This is a genomic window from Buchnera aphidicola (Kurisakia onigurumii), assembly GCF_039394605.1.
In the GTDB taxonomy this organism is placed as follows: Bacteria; Pseudomonadota; Gammaproteobacteria; order Enterobacterales; family Enterobacteriaceae; genus Buchnera_I; species Buchnera_I aphidicola_B.
Window position 1 is genome coordinate 446,456 of sequence record NZ_CP135033.1, and the last position, 18,372, is coordinate 464,827.

Annotated in this window: 19 protein-coding genes and 1 tRNA gene; 4 read left to right on the top strand and 16 right to left on the bottom strand. The window is 22.8% G+C overall.

All coding sequences use genetic code 11. From position 1 onward, the window contains the following. Positions 1–87: 87 nt before the first annotated feature. The 7 genes from tuf to tusD all read right to left on the bottom strand — a co-directional run bounded on the left by tuf (position 88) and on the right by tusD (position 5,632). Complete coding sequence (gene tuf / locus RJU59_RS02070) at positions 88–1,272, bottom strand: elongation factor Tu (protein ID WP_343128549.1); 1,185 nt, start codon at positions 1,270–1,272, stop codon at positions 88–90. Positions 1,273–1,369: 97 nt separating this feature from the next. Then, positions 1,370–3,475 carry an elongation factor G gene (fusA, locus tag RJU59_RS02075; protein WP_343128550.1) on the bottom strand — a complete coding sequence of 702 codons (2,106 nt, stop codon included), beginning with the start codon at positions 3,473–3,475 and terminating at the stop codon, positions 1,370–1,372. 85 nt (positions 3,476–3,560) lie between these two features. Next, positions 3,561–4,031 (bottom strand): 30S ribosomal protein S7, encoded by a 471-nt coding sequence (rpsG, locus tag RJU59_RS02080; RefSeq protein WP_343128551.1) that lies wholly within the window; start codon positions 4,029–4,031, stop codon positions 3,561–3,563. Between the two features lie 76 nt (positions 4,032–4,107). Beyond that, entirely contained in the window at positions 4,108–4,482 is a 375-nt protein-coding gene (gene rpsL / locus RJU59_RS02085) for a 30S ribosomal protein S12 (protein ID WP_343128552.1), read from the bottom strand. A 78-nt stretch (positions 4,483–4,560) separates the two neighbouring features. Then, positions 4,561–4,848, bottom strand: coding sequence for a sulfurtransferase complex subunit TusB (gene tusB / locus RJU59_RS02090; RefSeq protein WP_343155112.1), 288 nt, complete (start codon positions 4,846–4,848; stop codon positions 4,561–4,563). A gap of 9 nt (positions 4,849–4,857) precedes the next feature. Then, positions 4,858–5,217 (bottom strand): sulfurtransferase complex subunit TusC, encoded by a 360-nt coding sequence (tusC, locus tag RJU59_RS02095; protein WP_343128554.1) that lies wholly within the window; start codon positions 5,215–5,217, stop codon positions 4,858–4,860. A 31-nt stretch (positions 5,218–5,248) separates the two neighbouring features. After that, positions 5,249–5,632, bottom strand: coding sequence for a sulfurtransferase complex subunit TusD (gene tusD / locus RJU59_RS02100; protein ID WP_343155113.1), 384 nt, complete (start codon positions 5,630–5,632; stop codon positions 5,249–5,251). Between the two features lie 460 nt (positions 5,633–6,092). Here tusD and tsgA point away from each other — a divergent pair, with 460 nt between their 5' ends. After that, positions 6,093–7,271, top strand: coding sequence for an MFS transporter TsgA (tsgA, locus tag RJU59_RS02105; RefSeq protein ID WP_343155114.1), 1,179 nt, complete (start codon positions 6,093–6,095; stop codon positions 7,269–7,271). A gap of 19 nt (positions 7,272–7,290) precedes the next feature. Here the strand turns inward: tsgA and trpS are convergent, their stop codons facing one another. The 4 genes from trpS to aroK form a co-directional block, all read right to left on the bottom strand. Continuing rightward, entirely contained in the window at positions 7,291–8,289 is a 999-nt protein-coding gene (gene trpS, locus RJU59_RS02110) for a tryptophan--tRNA ligase (RefSeq protein ID WP_343128557.1), read from the bottom strand. 54 nt (positions 8,290–8,343) lie between these two features. Beyond that, positions 8,344–9,012 carry a ribulose-phosphate 3-epimerase gene (gene rpe / locus RJU59_RS02115; RefSeq protein WP_343155115.1) on the bottom strand — a complete coding sequence of 223 codons (669 nt, stop codon included), beginning with the start codon at positions 9,010–9,012 and terminating at the stop codon, positions 8,344–8,346. A gap of 116 nt (positions 9,013–9,128) precedes the next feature. Beyond that, the gene (gene aroB / locus RJU59_RS02120; RefSeq protein ID WP_343155116.1) at positions 9,129–10,223 is read right to left on the bottom strand and encodes a 3-dehydroquinate synthase; all 1,095 of its coding nucleotides are present in this window, start codon (positions 10,221–10,223) and stop codon (positions 9,129–9,131) included. A 50-nt stretch (positions 10,224–10,273) separates the two neighbouring features. Further along, positions 10,274–10,804: a shikimate kinase AroK gene (gene aroK, locus RJU59_RS02125; protein ID WP_343155117.1), complete on the bottom strand. Its 531-nt coding sequence runs from the start codon at positions 10,802–10,804 to the stop codon at positions 10,274–10,276. 215 nt (positions 10,805–11,019) lie between these two features. On the opposite strand from aroK, the gene RJU59_RS02130 reads away from it, so the two are divergent. Beyond that, positions 11,020–11,112 (top strand) — tRNA-Ser (locus RJU59_RS02130). Between the two features lie 45 nt (positions 11,113–11,157). Here the strand turns inward: RJU59_RS02130 and deoD are convergent. The 4 genes from deoD to RJU59_RS02150 all read right to left on the bottom strand — a co-directional run bounded on the left by deoD (position 11,158) and on the right by RJU59_RS02150 (position 15,527). Then, a complete protein-coding gene (gene deoD / locus RJU59_RS02135) occupies positions 11,158–11,865 on the bottom strand; it encodes a purine-nucleoside phosphorylase (RefSeq protein ID WP_343155118.1) in 708 nt (235 codons plus the stop codon). A 54-nt stretch (positions 11,866–11,919) separates the two neighbouring features. After that, positions 11,920–13,146: a phosphopentomutase gene (locus tag RJU59_RS02140; RefSeq protein ID WP_343155119.1), complete on the bottom strand. Its 1,227-nt coding sequence runs from the start codon at positions 13,144–13,146 to the stop codon at positions 11,920–11,922. A gap of 83 nt (positions 13,147–13,229) precedes the next feature. Continuing rightward, entirely contained in the window at positions 13,230–14,837 is a 1,608-nt protein-coding gene (locus RJU59_RS02145; protein ID WP_343155120.1) for a peptide chain release factor 3, read from the bottom strand. A 102-nt stretch (positions 14,838–14,939) separates the two neighbouring features. After that, positions 14,940–15,527, bottom strand: coding sequence for a NifU family protein (locus tag RJU59_RS02150; protein ID WP_343155121.1), 588 nt, complete (start codon positions 15,525–15,527; stop codon positions 14,940–14,942). A 132-nt stretch (positions 15,528–15,659) separates the two neighbouring features. On the opposite strand from RJU59_RS02150, the gene RJU59_RS02155 reads away from it, so the two are divergent. After that, complete coding sequence (locus RJU59_RS02155; protein WP_343155122.1) at positions 15,660–16,415, top strand: alpha/beta fold hydrolase; 756 nt, start codon at positions 15,660–15,662, stop codon at positions 16,413–16,415. Positions 16,416–16,508: 93 nt separating this feature from the next. Here the strand turns inward: RJU59_RS02155 and ssb are convergent, their stop codons facing one another. Continuing rightward, a complete protein-coding gene (ssb, locus tag RJU59_RS02160; RefSeq protein ID WP_343155123.1) occupies positions 16,509–17,054 on the bottom strand; it encodes a single-stranded DNA-binding protein in 546 nt (181 codons plus the stop codon). Between the two features lie 266 nt (positions 17,055–17,320). Between ssb and dusA the strand changes: the two genes are divergently transcribed. Beyond that, positions 17,321–18,094, top strand: coding sequence for a tRNA dihydrouridine(20/20a) synthase DusA (gene dusA / locus RJU59_RS02165; RefSeq protein WP_343155124.1), 774 nt, complete (start codon positions 17,321–17,323; stop codon positions 18,092–18,094). Positions 18,095–18,372 lie beyond the last annotated feature (278 nt).

Here is an 18,372-nt window from a genome sequence, read left to right on the forward strand (position 1 = left end):
AATAATCTCTTCTTGATAATAAATGATGTTAAATTTAAAAAATATATTTTATATATATTAAAAAATAATACAAAAACAAATTTAATATTAATCAATAATTTTAGAAACTACTCCAGCCCCTACAGTACGACCACCTTCTCTTATTGCAAATCTTAGTCCTTCTTCCATAGCAATAGGATTAATTAATGTAACAATAATATCTATATTATCTCCAGGCATTACCATTTCCACATCTTCTAAAAATTCAATAGAACCTGTAACATCTGTTGTTCGAAAATAAAACTGTGGTCTATAACCTTTGAAAAAAGGAGTATGTCTACCTCCTTCTTCTTTTGAAAGAACATATACTTTAGATTCAAACTTAGTATGTGGATGAATAGTTCCTGGTTGTGATAAAACTTGACCTCGTTCTATTTCATTACGTTTAGTACCTCGTAATAATACTCCTACATTTTCTCCTGCTCTTCCTTCATCTAACAATTTTCGAAACATTTCAACACCAGTACATGTTGTTTTTGTAGTATTTTTAATACCAACAATTTCTACTTCTTCACCTACTTTTATTATACCTCGTTCAACACGACCAGTTACTACTGTACCTCTACCTGATATAGAAAAAACATCTTCTATAGGCAATAAAAAAGGTTTATTAATCGCTCTTTTAGGTTCAGGTATATAAGTATCTAAAAAATTTGATAATTCAATAATTTTCGATTCCCAGGCAGAATCACCTTCTAATGCTTTTAAAGCAGATCCTCTGATGATAGGAGTATCTTCTCCTGGAAAATCATATTGAGTTAATAAATCTCTAACTTCCATTTCAACTAATTCTAACAATTCTTCATCATCCACCATGTCACATTTATTCAAAAAAACAATTATATATGGAACTCCTACTTGTCTTCCTAACAGAATATGTTCTCTTGTTTGTGGCATAGGACCATCTGTAGCAGCTACTACTAAAATAGCTCCATCCATTTGAGCTGCACCTGTAATCATGTTTTTTATATAATCAGCATGACCGGGACAATCTACATGTGCATAATGACGATTTTCAGTATCATATTCCACATGCGAAGTATTAATTGTAATACCTCTTGCTTTTTCCTCCGGAGCATTATCTATTTGATCAAAAGCACGAGCTGAACCTCCATATTTTTTTGCTAATACTGTAGTAATTGCAGCTGTTAAAGTAGTTTTTCCATGATCAACGTGACCAATTGTACCAACATTTATATGAACTTTTGATCGTTCAAAAATTTTTTTTGACATCAATATATTCCTCTTATTTAGCTTATTTTTAATAAATTCAAATAAATAAAGAATTACAAAAAAAAATAAATAAAATACATAAAATATCGTTTTTATATTACATTCTTTTTTTAATTATATCATTTGATATATTTTCTGGAGCTTCTACATATTTTAAAAATTCCATAGAATATGAAGCTCTACCTTGTGTTTTTGATCGTAAATCTGTTGCATATCCAAACATTTCTGATAAAGGTACATTTGCTTTAATCATTCTTACATTTAAAACTTCATTCATACCTTCTATTATACCTCTTCTACGACTTAAATCACCAATTACATCTCCCATATATGATTCTGGAGTTTCCACTTCAACTTGCATAATAGGTTCCAACAAAACTGGATTTGCTTTTTTAAAACCGTTTTTAAAAGCATAAGAAGCTGCTAATTTAAATGCAATCTCAGAAGAATCTACATCATGATAAGATCCAAAATGCAATCTTATTCCAATATTTACTACTGGATATCCAGCCAAAGGACCTGATTTTAATTGCTCTTGAATTCCTTTATCTACAGAAGAAATATATTCTCCAGGAATCACACCTCCTTTAATTTCATTTAAAAAAGTATATGAAGAATCTTTTGAATTTAATGGAAAAATATCAATTACAACATGTCCATATTGTCCTCTTCCTCCAGATTGTTTAATATATTTACCTTCAACATTATTGATTCTATTTTTAATAGTTTCACGATATGCAACCTGCGGCTTTCCTATATTCGCATCAACATTGAATTCTCTTTTCATTCTATCTACAATAATTTCTAAATGGAGCTCACCCATACCAGAAATTATTGTTTGATTAGATTCTTGATCAATATTTACTCTAAAAGAAGGATCTTCTTTAGCTAAACGAGAAAGAGCTAAACCCATTTTTTCTTGATCTGATTTAGTTTTTGGTTCAACAGCAATTGAAATAACAGGATCTGGAAAAATAATCTTTTCTAAAATAATAGGATTGTCTGGATTACATAAAGTATCTCCTGTAATAACATCCTTTAAACCAATAGCTGCAGCAATATCCCCAGATCTTACTTCTTTTATTTCTTCTCTTTTATTTGCATGCATTTGTACAATTCTACCTAATCTTTCCTTTTTTAATTTCCCTGTACTTAAGATTACATCTCCTGTTTTTACTATACCAGAATATACTCTAAAAAAAGTTAAATTACCAACAAATGGATCATTAGCAATTTTAAACGCTAATGCAGAAAAAGATTCTTGATCCTTGGTATGTCTAATTTCTATTTTATCATGTTTTTCCAAAGAAATTCCTTGAATAGAAGGAATATCAACTGGAGATGGCAAATAATCTACTATTGCGTCTAATAAAGATTGTATACCTTTATTTTTAAATGCCGATCCACAAGTAACTAATAAAATTTTGTTTTGTAAAACACATTTTCTTAATCCTTCTTTAATATCTTTTTCAGAAAATAATTCACCTAATAAATATTTATTCATTAAAAAATCGTCAAATTCAGATATACATTCTAATAAATTTGAATGCCATTTTTTTGCTTCTGAAACAATATTTTTGGGTATTTTTTTATACACACAAGTTAAACCTTGATCTTCGTCATTCCAATAAATAGCTTTCATTTTTATTAAATCAACCACTCCAAGAAATCCCTCTTCTGAACCAATAGGAATTTGTATTGGAACTGGATGTATTCCTAACCTATCTCGTATTTGAGAAATCACTTTTAAATAATTTGCTCCCATTCTATCCATTTTATTTATAAAAGCTATTCTAGGAACACAATATTTTTGAGCTTGCCTCCACACTGTTTCGGATTGTGGTTGTACTCCTCCTACAGCGCAATAAACCATTACTACTCCATCTAAGACTCTCATAGATCGTTCTACTTCTATAGTAAAATCAACATGACCAGGAGTATCGATAATATTAATTCTATGTGGATCAAATTGTTTATCTGTTCCAGACCAAAAAGTAGTAGTAGCTGCGGAAGTAATGGTAATTCCTCTTTCTTGTTCTTGCTCCATCCAATCCATTGTTGCAGCACCATCATGAACTTCTCCTATTTTATGATTTATTCCAGTATAAAAAAGTATTCGCTCAGTAGTGGTAGTTTTACCTGCATCAATATGTGCACTAATTCCAATATTTCGATAATGAGTAATAGGTGTTTTTCGAACCATTATATTTCTCTATTTTTAATTATGAATGATAATTTTTTATTTGTGAAAAATAAAAAATAAAAAAATCAAATTATTTTTTTTAAAATTACCATCTATAATGTGCAAAAGCTTTATTTGCTTCTGCCATTCGATGAATTTCTTCTCTTTTTTTAACAGCTAATCCCTTGTTTTCTATAGCATCATGTAATTCATTTGATAACCGTAAAGACATAGATTTATCTGTTCTTTTACGAGCAGCTTCAATAATCCATCTCATTGCTAAAGCATTTCTACGAACAGGTCTAACTTCTACTGGAACTTGATATGTTGAACCACCAACACGTCTAGACTTAACTTCTACTGTTGGTTTAACTTTATCAAGAGCTAATTCAAATAATTCTATTTCTTTTTTACCTAATTTTTTTGATAATTCTGATAATGCAGAATATACAATCGTTTCAGCAATCGACTTTTTTCCATCAACCATCAGTATATTAATAAATTTTGCTAATAATTCCGATAAAAATTTTGGATCAGGTAAAATTTTACGAGATCCAATAACACGTCTTCGAGGCATATACTCTCCTTTTTTTTTAATTTTTTAATAAAAAAATTTAAATTCATTGTATATTTTTAAAAAAATTTAGATAAAATTAATTTTTTGATTTTTTCATACCGTATTTAGATCTACCTTGCTTTCTATTTTTTACTCCTGCACAATCCAAAGCACCTCTAATAACATGATATCGCACACCAGGTAAATCTTTTACTCTTCCTCCTCTAATTAAAATTACAGAATGTTCTTGTAAATTATGTCCTTCTCCTCCTATATATGCCGTTACTTCAAATCCATTTGTTAACCGCACTCTACAAACTTTTCTTAAAGCTGAATTCGGCTTTTTTGGTGTTGTAGTATATACTCTAATACATACTCCTCTTTTTTGCGGAGATTTACTTAAAGCTGGTACATTATTTTTAACAATTTTTTTAACACGTGCTTTTCTAACTAATTGATTAACAGTTGACATTATTTTATCCTTAATTATTTTTTAAAATCAGATAAAAAATAAAACATTTACAATATTAATTATTGATATATAATATTTTCACCATTTTAATTGTTTTCTTTTTTGTATAGTTAAATGAACAAATTCCGTATAATTTATAATTTTAAAATTTTTAGAAACTAAATGCATAATACCTCGAGCAATAAGATCTTCTTGCAAAACAAATAACGAACAACGAGTAGAATCTAATAAATTTATAAAAATATTTCCTTTTAAACTAATAATTACTCCATCTTGAATAGCTAAAAAATAATCATTTTTATCTATCATATTAATAATTAAATTAATATCACTAACGAAAGGAGATTGTGTTAATACATGTAACATATTTTTAACCTAAAAACGTAAAATAAAATTACATTTTTTAATTTTTTTTCGTATACGATTTATATCAATAATTTTTACTTTAATTAAAAAACAATCTTTGTTAAAAAAACCTCTTTCATGTAAAGATCTGGAACAAACATAAATATTTTTAACATGATATTTTTCAAAAAAAGAAAAATTAAAAGAATTATTATTACAATAAATTTTTTCAGAATACTGATTTTTAATAATTTGGAATATACCATCTCCTAAAAAAAATATATTGATATTAGAAGTATAGGAAAAAATGTTTAAAGAAAAATTTAATCCTTCTCGTACAATATTACTACCGTAAGGAGGATGTACAAATAAAACACAAAAAGATTTCATATAATAATTTTTATAAAATAAGTTTTTAATATTAAAAATGAATCATTCTATCGCATTTTGAAACTAACGCAAACCATTCAGATAAACCCGAATATTGAAAACTATTTCTTAAATTACCTTCTTGAAAACCTAAAATACCAGCATCAACATTGGATAATATTCCTTTTCTTAATCCAGCATTACTACAAATATGTAAAGGAAAATGAAATTTATTAGATAAAAATTCCCATTTACAAATAACATCTAATTTTTTTTCTTTTTTCAAAATCATAGAATTAGAATTTAAAACTCCTTCTGAATAAAAAAAAACACTTATTAATTTATGTTTTAATTTTAGTAAATGATAAGAAAATAAATACGCGCTGATTAAACCTTGCTTTTCTATACCACTACTAACTATTATCGTAAATTTCATTTATGTAAACCTTAAAAAAATATAAAAAAAATTATAAAAATATAATTTTGAAAAATGTATAAAATTTTTACTACAATAAAAAAATAAAATAACAATAAAATTTATATTTTACATAATTAATTTTAATTTCAGTATTTTTAATTATTATACTACTAAATATAAAGAAAAATACTAAAGAATAAACAATTTAATAAAATGATATTTTCGTAAAAATTTTATGTATTATTAACACAATTAAAAATTTTTAAAATAATTAAAAAATTTTTATTAAAAATAAAATTTATATTACATTAAATACATATAATTACATTTTTTCTATTAAATAAATATTCATAAACTTCTTATTACTGTATTTAATTACATTTTTAAATACGCATTAAATTAAATTATTATATAAAGATAATTATAAAAAAATTTTTTATTTATTCTGTATAAACTTTATTTTTTAGGAAAATAGTTTATGTTTACAAAAAATAAAAATAAGTTGACATTGATTGGATTTTTATCTTACTTTTTAACTGGATCATTGATAATAGTTACAGGAACAATATTAGGAAATGTATCACGATACTTTAATTCTTCGATCGAAGAAACAAGCACCTCCTTTACTTTTTTAAATGCAGGGGTTTTAACTGCAATATTTACAAACTTATGGATAATAGAAATAATTTCTATAAAAAAACAAATATTTTTTGGATTTATTATATTTTTTATTTCTATAATAGGATTAATATTGTCTAATAATTTAATACATTTCTCTATTAATATGTTCTTAATTGGTATAGTCAGCGGTATTATTATGTCTATTGGAACATATATTATTACTAATTTATATAATGGAAAAGAAAGAGGTGTAAAATTACTTATTACTGATTCTTTTTTTAGTTTATCTGGAATATTTATACCGATATTATCAATAAAAATGTTATCTTTAAATATAAAATGGTATTGGATATATATTTTAATTAGTACAATATATATAGTTATTTTTTTTCTAACTTTAAATACCAATTTTTATCAATTAAAAATATCAAAAAAAATAGAAAAAAAAATCATGTATAATAGTATACCAATCAAATTAAATACGATAATACTATCAATATGTGCGATGTTTTATATTTTGGCTCAATTAGCATTTATATCTTGGACACCTGAATTTTTACTAAAAAATAAAAAAATAATTCTTGAGAGATCAGGAAATATAATTAGTACATTTTGGACATTTTATATGATCGGAATGTGGTTTTTTAGTTTTTTTTTAAAATTTTATAATATACAAAAATTACAAAATTTTTTATTATTAATTTCTTCTATTTCTATGTATATTTTTATTCACTCAAATAATATAAAAATATTGTATTGTTCTATTATAATGTTAGGATTTTTTTCAAGCGCTATTTATACAAATATAATTACTTTAGCTTCACTTCAAACTAAAATACCTTCTTCTAAAGTAGTAAATTCTGTATTAATAGCAGGAACAATTGGAACATTATTAACTTTTATAATTACTAAACCAATTGTCGTTCATTATAATATTGAAAATGCTTTATTTTTTTCTAATTTATTATATTTGCTAGTATTAATTTTAAATTACATATTCGGTTTTTTTAGTTTACACAAAAAAAATTTTTTATAAAAAATAAATAATTTTATTATTAAAAAAAGTTTTTATGTACAAATTTAATAGTATTTTTTGAAATTAATCTTGCTTTTCTAGTACCTTCTTTAGATATTTCTAATAATAATTTTTCATTTTTTCTATAATATTGATATTTTTGTTGTAATTTACATAAACAAGATGAAACAATTTCAGCAATATATATTTTAAAATTTTTATATGAATAACCTAAAAATTTTTTTTCCAAATTAGAAATAGAAATATTAGACAATATAGAACAAATTTCTAATAAATTAGAAATACCTGGTTTATTTTCTTTATCATAATAAATAGATGATGATTGATCTGAATCTGTAATTGACTTTCCGATTTTACGAAATACTACATCTTTTGAATCAGATAGAAAAATTGTACCATATTTTTTTTTATCTGATTTAGACATTTTTTCCATTGGATTTGCAAGAGACATAATCTTGGAACCAAAAGTAGGAATCCAGTAATTAGGAATCTTTAATATATTTTTTTTACATAAAAAATTAAAACGTATAGCTATTTTCTTTGTTAATTCTATATGTTGTTTTTGATCACTTCCAATTAAAACCATATTAGTATTATACAATAATATATCTGATGCCATTAATATAGGATAATTTAAAATTCCTGCACTAATTTTTTTAGTATTAGAATTTTTAATACGACTTTTAAATTGATTCATTCTAATTAATTCTCCATATGTCGTATTACAATTTAATATCCAATATAGTTGACAATGTTCAGGAATATTTGATTGCACAAATATAATAGATTTATTAGGATCTACACCAACAGACAAATAAAAAGCTAATATATCTAAAACATTATTGTGTAAATTATTTTTATTATCACTATTTGTAATAGCATGCAAATCAGCAACAGAATAAATACATTGGTATATTTTTTGCATACCTTTCCAATACCTAAGAGTTCCAATATAATTAGCAAGAGTTAATTTTCCAGAAGGTTGCATAGCACTAAATACTATTTTTTTATTCTCCATAAACATTATCCTAATATTAAAAACTTTAAAATATATATAATTAATATAAAAAAACTAAATTAAATTTAATTTTTTTCGAAATTCACGAATTATATTAACATAATTAGATGAATTAAAAATAGAAGATCCTATCACAAACGTATCTGCACCTGCTAAAGCAATATCTTGAATGTTTTTTAAATTTATTCCTCCATCTATTTGTAATAATATTCTTTTATTGAATTTTTTAATAATTTTATTAACTAATACAATTTTTTTTAAAATAGAATTGATAAACTTTTGTCCTCCAAGACCAGGATTAACAGACATTAATAATATTAAATCTATTTTTTCTATAATATAATCTAAACAAAAAATAGAAGTTGCTGGATTAAAAGCAATACCTGCTTTACATCCATTATCTTTTATAAGAGAAATTTTTTGATCAAGATGATTGGTAGAATCTACATGAAGAGTAATATAATCTGCTCCGGAATAAATAAAATCCATAATTAATTTATCACTAGGATTAGCCATTAAATGTACATCAATTATTGCAGTAATATTATTTTTTCTTAACGCATGTAAAACAAGAGGCCCAAATGTTAAATTAGGAACATAAAAACCATCCATTACATCAAAATGAATCATATCTGCACCTGCATCTAAAACAGATTGAATTTCTTGTCCTAACCTAAAAAAATCAGCAGATAAAATTGAAGGCGCTATTAAAAATTTTTTCATATTATGAAACACCATAATTATTGTACTTATTAAAAATATGAAATATTAAATTATACAAAATTTACTTATACAATTTATACATAAAAATATATTACCATAATTTAAAAATTATAATTTTATAATTTAGATAATTCTACTGCTTTAAATATAGTATTATGATCTACATCATTAAAAATTTTAGCTACTCCTATTCCTGTTGGTAAAATTAATCTAATTTTTTTATTCGACAATAATTTTTTATCATTAATCATATACATCATATAATCTTCTATATTCATTCTTTTTGGAGCTCTTACAGGAAGACCAATATTTTTAAGTAAAAATATAATTCTATTAACATGCTTAGATGTAATTACACCTAAAATTTCTGCAGTACGAGCTGCAATTACCATACCTACTGAAACCGCTTCTCCATGAAGCCACTTTTTATAATTCATATAAGATTCAATAGCATGACCATATGTATGACCTAAATTAAGTAAAGCACGATTGTTATTTTCTCTTTCATCTTCTGAAACAATCTTAATTTTCCATTCGCAACATTTTTTAATACAATAGGATAAATAATATGCATCTAAATTAATTATTTTTAAATAATTTTCTTCTATCCATTGAAAAAATGATTCATCAAATAATATTGCATATTTAACTATTTCTGCTATTCCAGAAATTAACTCATGACGAGGTAAAGTATTTAAGAATTTAATATCTGAAAATACAACCATAGGATGCCAAAACGAACCTATCATATTCTTTCCTAAAACATGATTTACACCGGTTTTACCTCCAAGAGAAGCATCTACTTGAGATAATAAAGTAGTAGGTATTTGAACGTATTTAATACCTCTTTGATATATACTAGCAACAAATCCAGTTAAATCTCCTATAACCCCTCCTCCTAATGCTATTAAAACAGTATTTCTATTACAATTATTTTTTAGTAAAAAAGTAATTACTTTTTCTACTTCATTTATATTTTTATATTTTTCTCCGTCTTCTATAATAATTTCATATAATTTAATTTCATTTTTTTTAAAAAAATCAACAAAACTATTCTTCCATAAAGAAGAAATAGTAGTATTAGTTATCAATACAAATACTTGTTTTTTAGTAAAAAAATTTATTAAAATATCATCATTTAATATTTCCGATCCTATAAAAATAGGATAACCTGTATTATTTTTTAAATTTAACTGTAATTTATGAATCATATTGTTCACCTTTCTATTTTAAAAAGTTAATTTATTCGATTACAAATAAACTATTTATATTGAATATAGTTCAAAATATCATTTATAATGGATTTTATGTTCTTATAATCAGTACTAAAAGTTACATCAGCAATACTTTCATATAATGGATTTCTTTCCAAAGATAAATATTTCAATACATCTTTTACAGATTTTTTTGAATTTAATAAAGGTCTTTTTTTATCATTTTTAGTACGTATAAATTGTTTTTCAATGCTTGTAGATAAATATATTACTAAACCTCTAGAAGATAATTTTTTTCTACTGATATAAGATAGTATCGAACCTCCTCCTGTTGCTAAAATAATTCCTTGTTTTTGAGTTAACTCATTAATGATTTTTTCTTCTCGTAATCTAAATTTAGATTCTCCTTCTATGTCAAACACCCAACTTATATCTACACCAGTATTTTTCTCAATGACTTTATCAGAATCATAAAAATCCATATTTAAAATTCTAGATAAATAAAGACCAATAGTACTTTTTCCAGCTCCCATAGGACCTATTAAAAAAATGTTTTTTTTTCTATCATATTTTTTCATTTATTATTTATACAATACAATGTGTGATTAAATTTTTGAATTAAAAACGTAATTTATATATAAACTATATGCAAAATTAATTCTTTATGTATTAAAAATATTTAAATTTTTTTTATTATTATTTCAAGAAAGTTTTGACTAAACAATACATTTACTGTATATATAAAAATATAAATTATTGCTATTTTTTAATTTAAAACTAAAATATGTAAACAGGTGAGGTGTCTGAGAGGATGAAAGAGCACGCCTGGAAAGTGTGTATACGAATAAAATTCGTATCAAGGGTTCGAATCCCTTTCTCACCACCAATTTACAATAAAAATAAAATTCATTAAAATATTTTTAAAAAAAAATTATTTACAAATTGTTTCTAATACTATTTGTATACTTTTATTTAAAATAGATTCCCTTTCTTTATAACTCAATTTTTCACCACTTTCAATATGATCTGAAACAGTACAAACAGATAAAGAATCTATATTATACAAAGATGATAAAAAATAAATTCCTGCAGTTTCCATTTCAATACCTAAAATACGGTGTTCTTTAATTATATTTATAATTTTTTTATCTTTCTGATAAAATAAATCAGTGGTAAACACATTTCCTATATGTACAGGTATATTTAATTTTTTTGATATCTTATATGCATCTAAAACCAATTTAAAATTAGCTACTGCAGAAAAATCATAATTATTAAATCTAATTCGATTTATATTAGAATCCGTACATGCCCCTATTGCAATTATAATATCATTTAATTGTATATTATGTAATACACTTCCACATGTTCCTATTCTAATAATCTTTTTTACATTATAAAATTCTATTAATTCCGTTAAATAAATTGATACAGATGGGATCCCCATTCCATGACTTAAAATAGATATTCGAACATTTTTATAATAACCAGTATACCCTAACATATAACGTATTGTATTTATTTTAATTACATCTTGCAAATAATTATATGCTATATTTTTTACTCTAACAGGATCTCCTGCTATGATTATTTTATCAGAAATATCTTTTTTTTGAGCATTTATATGATTTGAAGACATTAAAATTCTCTTATTTATTGACAATAAAAACATTTATTTTTATGTTATATTTTTTTATATTATTATTTCTTTCCCATAATTCATTTTGCTTAAACAAAAATATTTTGCAATAGTTTGACTAATATCTGCAAAAGTTTTTCTATGTCCTATAAAAATAGGCAAATTATTTTTTTTATATATTAATATAGGAATATATTCACGGGTATGATCTGTTCCAATCCATGTTGGATCACAACCATGATCAGCTGTAATAATTAATAAATCTTGTTTTGTAATTAATTTTAATAAATTAGGCAACATTTCATCAAATTTTTCTAATTCATTAGCATATCCTAAAACATCACGTCTATGACCCCATACAGAATCAAAATCTACAAAATTAGTTAAAATAATTGAATCTTTATTACATGATTTAATTGCACTTATAGTAGAACTAAAAAGATTTTTACTACCATATGCTTGTATTTTCTTTGTGATACCAACACCAGAATAAATATCAAATATTTTTCCTACAGAAATAACAGAACCTTGACGTTCAGTAATTAGTTTTTCCATCACAGTAATATCACTAGGAGGAATCGAAAAATCTTTTCTATTATTTGTACGTATAAAATTTCTTTTTTCATATCCTATAAAAGGACGAGCAATAACACGCGCTATTTTATAATTATTTTCATCTAAAATTTTTCTTACCAAATAACATAATTCATATAAATTTTTTAAACCAAAGATATGTTCATGACATGCTATCTGAAAAACAGAATCAGAGGAAGTATAAAAAATAGGATATTTTGTTTTTATGTGTTTTTCTCCTAAATATTCCAATATTTCCGTTCCAGATGAATGACAATTTCCTAAAATACCCTTAATTTTTGCAGAAAATAATATTTTTTCTAACAAAACTTTAGGAAAACTATTTTCTGTGCTTTTAAAATAATCCCAATTGAACAAAACAGGAACACCTGCTATTTCCCAATGACCAGAAATAGTATCTTTACCAGATGAAATTTCACTTGCATAACCATAACTTCCGATAATGTTTTTATTACAATTATTTATTCCAGTAGGAAATTCAGAATGTATGTATTTATAAGACAAACCTAAACCTAGAGAAATTAAATTAGGAATATGCAATTTATTCCTTTTTCCATATAAATATTGCATATGACAAAATTGAGAAATATGACCAAAAGTGTTTGATCCATGATCACTAAATTTATAAGAATCTTCTGTTGATCCTATTCCAAAAGAATCTAGTATTAATATAATTACTTTTTTCATAATATATTTATTTAATTATTTTTTTATTTTAATATATTATAATATATCAAAATACTATTCTTTAAAAACATAAAAATTAAAAACTACATAATTTGATATTCTCTAGTTTTAGAAAAAATAATATCTTTATTTCTAGCAGTAATAATTTTTAAATTAATCATACTTGGAAAAAAATAAATTAATAAATTATCTTTATCTAAACCTAAATAAGATTCATTTTGTTGTTTAAAAAAATTTAATTTATCAACATATTTAGAACTTATCCATCTAATACAACAAATATTAATATTTTCATAAATTGGTTCTATATTATATTCCATTCTTAATCGATCTGAAATAATTTCAAATTGTAATATACCAATTACACCTATTATTAAACTATTATTTTGAATGGATCGGAATATCTGCACAGATCCTTCTTCAGATAATTGAAATAAACCTTTTAGCAATTTTTTTTGTTGTAAAGGATTTTTTAATCTAATTTTACGAAATATTTCTGGAGAAAAATAAGGAATTCCTAAAAATTTTATTTTTTCTCCTTCAGTAAAAGTGTCTCCTATCTGAATATTTCCATGATTATGAATTCCAATAATATCTCCTGGATATGCTTCTTGTATAAAATATCTTTCTCCTGCTAAAAAATAAAATGCATCTCTGATGATTAAATTCTTTAAAGTTCTAGTTTGTTTAATTTTTATTCCTTTAAAATATTTTCCTGATACAATTCTCATAAATGCTATTCTATCTCGATGTTTTAAATCCATATTAGCTTGTATTTTAAAAATAAAACCTGAAAACTTAGATTCTTGTGGATAAATTTTACGTATATTTGTTCTTCTATATAATGGATTAGGAGCCCATTCTACTAAAGCTTGTAGTACTTGATCTATTCCAAAATTTTTTAAAGCTGTTCCAAAAAAAACTGGTGTTAAATTACCTTGTAAAAATTCTTTTTTATTAAAAATAAAAAAATTCTTTTTAAGAAAATGTACTTCTCTTCTTATATTTAATATAGTATTATAATCAAAAAAATTTTTTAAATGAGGATGAAATAAACCTGTAATTTTTTTTAAATCACTTCTATTATTAAAAAATGAAGAATAAAAATTAATTTCTTCAGATTTTAAATTATATATTCCTTGTAAAAATGAACCAGTTCCAATGGGCCATGTTATAGGAGAACTAATAATGTTGAATTCACTTTCTATTTCTTCTAATAATTTAATTGGATTTTTAAAATCTCTATCAATTTTATTAATAAATGTAATGATAGGTTTTTTATACATACGAGCAACGGAAAGTAATTTACGTGTTTGTTCTTCAACTCCTTTACTAGCATCTATAATCATAAGACAACAATCTACAGCTGTTAAAATTCGATATGTATCTTCAGAAAAATCCGAATGTCCGGGAGTATCTAATAAATTAATTAATTTATTTTTATAAATAAATCTCATTACTGAAGTAGTAATAGAAATTCCTCGCTTTTTTTCTATATGCATCCAATCTGATTTAGTATATTTTTTATTTTTTTTAGGTTTAATACTTCCAGTATTATGTATTACTTTTCCAATAAATAATATTTTTTCTGTAATGGTAGTTTTTCCTGAGTCCGGATGAGAAATAATAGCAAAAGTACGTCTTTTATGTATTTCTTCTAGTAAATTCTTATTTTTTTTGAAATTATTCATAATAATTTATTTTTAAATAAATCTAATTTTATAAAATTAAAAAGATTTTTTTTGAAAAAACATACATTTAATAAGATTAATATATTCATATTGCATTATTAATTATTTAAAAAAAGAATGTGATCCTATTTTATGATTGGTAATATCTTTAATTCCTTTTAAATCTGAAAATTTTTTTAAAAAATTTTTTTCAATACCTTCCTTTAAAGTTACTGAAATCATAGAACAACCATTACATCCTCCACTAAATTCTACTAAAGCATAACCTTTTTCATTAATTTTAATTAGTTTTATTTGACCTCCATGGGCAGACAAATTAGGATTTATTTTTTTTGTAAAATAATTATCAACTTTTTTTTCTATATTTGAAAAAAATTTATTTTCTAAACTTTTTTTAGCATAAGGAGCATGTAAAATTAATTTATAATTTAAAGAATTTTTTTTAGAAATATCAATTTTTGATTTTTTAAAATATTTTAATTCATACTTATTAACATAACAAAGAAAATCTCCATAATTAATTGTAATATCATTTTTTTCAATTTCACTAGAATGACAATACGAAACTCCACATTCTGCTTTAATAGTTCCAGGATTGATAATAAAAATACGCAAATTAGTATTTTTCTTTTCTTTTTTTAATAAATTTTTAAAATAAATTTTTGCATTTTCAGATATAAATATAGGCATTTTTTTCAATAAAAATAATTGTTATATAAATACATAAATTTTATGTATAATATTATTTAAGAATATATTGATTATATCATTTATTAAATAAATATGTACCGTACAAAAACAAATATTTTTTTTAAAATAAAAATGAAAAAATTTCGTTTAAAAATAATAGGAAATGGAAAAATCAATTTAATATTAATTCATGGATGGGCTTTTGATTCAAATGTATGGATATATATTATTCAAAATTTATATAAATATTTTAAAATATATTTAATAGATTTGCCAGGATATGGAATCAATTTAAATATTACAGTCAATAATATTGAAGATATTATTAGAATTCTAAAATACAATTGTCCAAATAATTCAATTTGGATAGGCTGGTCTTTAGGAGGATTAATAGTAAATAAAATAGCAAATAAATTTCCTAAAAAAATATTGGGAATAATTAATATTGCTTCTTCTCCATGTTTTATCAAAAAAATATCTTGGCCAGGTAATTCAAAAAAAATTTTTTATAATATTTATAAAAACATGAAAAATAATTATTTTAAAACAATAAAAAATTTTTTAGAAATTCAAATGTTATATAAAAAAAATAATTTTTTAAAAAAAAAATTATTAAATCATAGTCAACCGAAAAATAAATCGATAAAAATAGGATTAAAAATAATTTTAGAAGAAGATTTCAGAAAATTTAATTATTATACTTCCATACCTATTTTATATATATTAGGAGAATATGATTCTATTATACCAAATAAAACATATTTTATATTAAAAGAAAATAAAAATATTAATTGTGTTAATATACAAAAAGCAGCACATACATTAATATTATTTAATTATGAAGAAATATGTTCTCATATTTTAATTTTTATAAAAAATATTAAATAATATTTTAATTATTATCTGTATATAAAAAAATTGTAAAACCCTAAAAAATGGGGCTTTACAAAAATAATTTTTTTATTTTTTTACAATTAATATTTAAAAAGGAATATCATCATCAAAATTTATTGAAGTATTATTATCAGAAGATTGAATAGAATCTTTTTTATATTTATCAATTTTTTTTAAATCATTATTATTAATAATATTTTTTTTATAATTTCTATCAGATATTATATTTTTGTTATCTTTTTTATTTACTGGTATAGAAGAAGAATAATTAGAAGAATTAGAATTACGAGTACCCAACATTTGCATCGTACCTCCAATATTTACAATAATTTCCGTAGTATATCGTTCTGTTCCATTTTGATCTTGCCATTTTCTTGTTTGAATAGATCCCTCGATATATACTTGTGATCCTTTTTTTAAATATTCTCCAGCAATTTCAGCTAATTTTCCAAATAATACAATTCTATGCCATTCTGTTTTTTCTTTCATCTCTCCAGTATTTTTATCTCTCCAAACATCTGAAGTTGCTAAGTTAATATTTGCTACAGCACCTCCATTAGGCATATATCGTACTTCAGGATCTTGTCCTAAATGTCCTATCAAAATAGCTTTATTAACTCCTCTGCTCGCCATTGTAAATTACCTCTAATAAATATTTTTTATTTTATATATATTATCATATTAATAATGATATTTTTAACTTAATTAAAATATACATTTTAAGATATTTAAATGTTTTTAATAAATAAAATATATTTTTAATATTTTTTTTATTTGAGCTTTAAATTCTTTACATTATACTAATATGACAAAATCATAAAAAATAAAATAATTAACAAATAAAATAAAATTTTATATAGTAAAAAATATCATATTTAATATAATTAAGAATAAAAATAATGGATAAAAAAAAAAAACAATATCAATTCTGTGTAGCTCCTATGTTAAGATATACTGATGAATCTTGTCGTGTTTTATATAGAAAATTTACTAAAAAATCAGTTTTATTTACAGAGATGATTCTTTTTAATCAATTGATTAATAAACATCATTATATACTTCCATATAATAAAGAAAATCATGATCCTGTAATTGTGCAATTAGCTGGAAACAATTCGTTAGATTTATCAAAATGTTCTAAAATAATATATGATAAAAATTATAAAGAAATCAATTTAAATATAGGATGTCCTTCTAAATCTTCTGAAAAAGGAAATTTCGGAATATACTTAATGAAAAATATTAATACAGTACTAGATTTGATAAAATCCATAGAAGATTCCGTATCTATAAAAATAAGTATCAAAACAAGAATAGGAATAGAAAACAATAATGAATATGCATTCTTAAAAAATTTTATTTATGAAATTACAGAAAAAACATCTTGTAAAATTTTTTTTATTCATGCAAGAATAGCTATATTAAATGGATTTTCTCCAAAAAATAACCGTACTATACCACCTTTAAAATATGATTATGTTTATAAAATAAAAAAAGATTTTCCTAATACAACAATAATCATTAATGGAGAAATCAATTCTATAAAAAAATCTATTCAACATTTAAAAAAAGTAGATGGAGTCATGATCGGAAGGATGATTTATAAAAATCCATTACTATTAAATAACATTGACAATATTATTTATAAAAAAAAACAAAAAAAAAAAAAATAATATCACTACTCTTATCAATGAATATATTAATGAACAATTATCAAATAATTTCCCTATAAGGAAAATTCTTAGACCACTAGCAGGATTATTATATAAAACTAATAAATCTTCTATTTGGAAACAAAAAATAAATAAATGCATTCAAAAAAATAAAATTGAAAAAAAAAAATTAAATAAAATTTTAAATACTGTAATTAATTTTTTGTAAAAACATATCTTATTATTTTTTTTAAAATAATATAAATACATTTATATCTAAATTTTGGTACATCATAATC